The 3,912-nt window shown below is 43.1% G+C and carries 2 protein-coding genes; both read right to left on the bottom strand.

Annotated features, from left to right (window positions below; all coding sequences use genetic code 11):
* Positions 1-1,825: condensation domain-containing protein (locus CDG79_RS39530; protein WP_143855740.1), on the bottom strand; the 1,825-nt coding region annotated here is incomplete at its 3' end.
* Between the two features lie 16 nt (positions 1,826-1,841).
* Positions 1,842-3,912 (bottom strand): condensation domain-containing protein (locus CDG79_RS39525; RefSeq protein WP_143855739.1); only part of this gene is annotated, 2,071 nt, incomplete at its 5' end.

The raw sequence follows: 3,912 nt of genomic DNA, 5'->3' as shown, positions 1-3,912 counted from the left end.
TTTGCTGGCTATAGTGAGCAATTATCTGCCTATCACTATCTAAACACAGCATCTCGGCTTGATTTTCTGCTAAAGAATCTACTAAGGATTGCTGGGTGAGCAATATTGACACCGCCGCATCCGAGAGTATGTAAACTAAACGGTCTGCTGGATAACTAGGGTCTAAAGGTAAATAAGCTCCTCCTGCCTTTAAAATTCCTAATACTCCTACTATCATCTCAAGGGAACGTTCTACAAATATTCCTACTAATACTTCTCGGTCTACCCCTTTTTTTTGTAAATAGTGAGCTAACTGATTAGCTCGTTCATTTAACTGTTGGTAGGTCAATTGTTGACCTTCAAATATGACTGCTACTGCTTCGGGGTGAAGTTTTACTTGTTCTTCAAATAACTGATGAATACATTTATCTTGAGGATAGTCAACTTGAGTATCGTTCCACTCCACCAATAACTGATGCCGTTCTACTTCGGTCAACAGCGACAATTGACCCACCTGCTGCTGGGGATTAGCGACGATCGCTTCTAACAAGGTCTGTAAATGACCAGCCATGCGTACAATTGTATCGGTGGCAAAACGGTTAGTGTCGTAATTAAATTTTATGAGAAACTCTTTTTTGGGTATTGCTGCCACAGTTAAAGGATAGTTTGTCTCTTCAAAGTTCTCCACTTTGCTAACTGGCAATAATTGACCAGGCTCTTCTGATAAGCTATCCATAGGATAGTTCTCGAACACCACCAAACTTTCAAATAAGGGAACTCCTGGCGGCACATCACTCATCTTTTGTACTTCCGCCAAAGTGCTGTAAGAGTACTCCTGAAGTTCTGCCTGTTTTTGCTGTAACTGCTGTAGCCAAGGTAAAATTGATTCTGACTTAGGGATAGATATTCGCAGTGGTAAAGTATTAATAAACAAGCCCACCATATTTTCTACCGCCGACAAACTGGCAGGACGGCCGGAAACCGTCACACCAAATAAAACCTCTGGCTCTCCACTGTAGCGACTGAGTAGGATCGCCCAAGCTGCTTGGATCAAAGTTGATAAAGTTAGACCATACTGCAACCCCAAGGATTGCAATCCTTGAGTGGTAGCACGGGATAAATGGAGTTCGTGTTCTTGATAAGTTGGTTCTAACCCAGAATTAAGCACCTGGGGTTGGTATACCATGAGTGGGGTAGGAGCAGTAAAGCCCTCAAGGGTTCGCCGCCAAAATATTTCAGCCGCAGACAAGTCTTGCTGCTGTAGCCAAATAATATAGTCTTGGTAGGGACGAGGAGGAGGAAGATAGCAGTTTTGACCTTGATTCTCTGCTGTATAGAAGGTTAAAACTTCTTGGTAAATGATGGGTAAGCTCCAACCATCTAATGTAATGTGATGGCGATTCCAGAGAAATTTATAGCTTTCATCGGATAGCTGAATTAGGTGACAGCGCATCAAAGGTGCTTGGTTGAGTTGAAAACCTTTTTGGCGTTCTGTTTGCAACAATGAATCTAGACGCTCTTGTTGCTCATGCTCACTCAAGGAGAGGTTGCGCCAATCTAGATCGTACCAAGGTAAATCCACCTGCTTCCGCACTACTTGTAGAGGCTGTTGACGCTTTTCCCAGAGAAAAAGCGTCCGTAATACGGAATACCGCTCTACGACTTTTTCCCAAGCCCGCTTAAAAGCAACAACGTTGATGGGGGCACAGATAGTAATCAGTGTCTGGGTGCAATAAACTCCTGAGTCTGGAGCATAAATGCTATGAAAGAGCATCCCCTGTTGCATGGGAGAAAGAGGATAAATTGACTCTACGTTTTTGCTTTGTTGAGATTTTTCAGCGACCATTGTCTTTTTATCCTCCTTAGTCGATTTCTGCCAAAATTTCGTCTAGTTCTTGTTGATTTAAGTTTGCCACTGGAAAATCAGAGGGAGTGTATCCCCCGACTTCAGAAGACAGACAATGGTCAATCAGTTTGAGCAAAGCTTCGAGATACTTCTGAGCTAGTGATTCCACTGTGGAATTCTGATGGATATGACGGCTGTAGCTCCAGTTAACTTGCAACTGCTCTTCTAATACTCTGGCAGTAATATCTAATAGATGAGTGCGATCGCCTTCGAGACTATGATTAGATCCTTTAGACTCAGGAGCCAATTTCCAATCAACTTCGAGTCCTTGTCCCTGGTCGAATTGACCCAAATAGTTAAAACTGATTTCCCTCAAAGGTATTGTTGCTATTTGAGAAGAAATTTCTTGATCCTGACTCAGATAACGCAAAATTCCATAGCCGATGCCTCGTTGGGGAATGGCTCGTAACTGTTCTTTAATTGACTTGAGAGCTTCTCCTGGATGGTTTTGATTTTGTAGTTGCAATACTACGGGGAATATGCTAGTAAACCAGCCTACTGTTCTAGATACATCCATATCTGCAAACAAATCTTCCCGTCCATGTCCTTCTAGGACAATTAATACTGTAGATTTTCCTGTCCATTCTGCCAAAGTTTGTACTAAAGCTGTCAGTAGTACATCGTTGATTTGGGTATTGTAGGCAGAGGGAACTTTTTGTAATAGAGCGCGAGTTTGTTCTTTGCTGAGATTAACAGATATATCAGCAGCACTAGCTACTGAATTGTTTTGTTTTCCTGTTGGATGATCTACTGGCAGGGAATTTGCCTCAAACCAAGGCTGCTTTAACCAATAATCTAATTGCGATCGCACTGCATCGGTTTGCCCATATTCTTGCAAAAGCATGGCCCAATCTTGAAAAGCCAAGGTCTTAGGTGGCAGTTGGATAGTCTGTTGCTGTTCTAGCTGCTGGTAAGCTGTGAACAAATCTTCTAGTAAAATCCGCCAGGAGACTCCATCGACAGCGAGGTGATGGATAACGATCAGTAATCGACTATCATATTGATCGCCTAATTGAAACAGTACCACTCTGATTAACGGCCCTGTTGACAGATCCAAGCTACCCTGTTGGGTAGTTGCTATTTGCTCTAAGGTTTGTGCGTGTAGTGACTGAGGAGTTGGGGATAAGTCGATGACTTGGAAGGGTACTAGATCAGAAGTGCGATCGCTTGTTTGCTGCCATTTTCCTTCCTCAAAGACAAACCGCAGCCGCAAAGCATCGTGATGCTCTAGTAATTTGCTAATAGCTTGGGATAATAACTCCGGTTTCAGGTGAGAGGGAATTTGGAGTAGTACTGATTGGTTGAAATGGTGCGCTTGCTCCCGATTTTGCTCAAAGAACCAATGTTGAATGGGAGTGAGCGGTACAACTCCTGTCACTAAATCCTGTTGAGCCAATATTGATGTAGCAGTATCGGCTACAGCAGCGAGTTCAGCAAGGGTGGGATATTGGAATATCTGTCTTGGGGTAATTTTGATGCCTGCTTGACGAGCGCGGCCAACTACTTGAATGCTGAGAATGGAGTCACCACCAATTTCAAAGAATTTATCGTAGCGACTTACTTGCTTGAGTCTCAAGACATCTTCCCAAATAGTGGCTAAAATCTGCTCAATAGATGTCTGTGGGGGGACAAACTCTTGTTCTCGTGTCAGTTCTGCTTCTGGTAAAGGTAACATTTTGTGGTCTACCTTACCATTGGGAGTTAATGGCAAAGCTTTTAAGAACACAAAAGCTGAAGGAATCATGTAATCTGGCAATTTCTGCTGTAAGAAACGGCGTAGATCATTTCTATCTGTAGACTGGTTTTGTGTAACTACATAAGCTACCAGGCGTTTGTTACTAGGGATGTCTTCTTGCAGCATGACTACTGCTTGTTCTACTGCTGGGTGGTAGTTGAGTACAGTCTCGATTTCTCCTAATTCAATGCGGAAGCCGTGAATCTTAACTTGGCGATCGATCCGACCGAGATATTCAATCTCTCCATTGTCCAAATAGCGGGCTAGATCGCCAGTTTTGTACAGCCTTGCA

The organism is Nostoc sp. 'Peltigera membranacea cyanobiont' 232 (assembly GCF_002245985.1).
In the GTDB taxonomy this organism is placed as follows: domain Bacteria; phylum Cyanobacteriota; class Cyanobacteriia; order Cyanobacteriales; family Nostocaceae; genus Nostoc.
The sequence above is the reverse complement of the archived record's forward strand: the minus strand, read 5'-3'. Positions and strand labels throughout refer to the sequence as shown.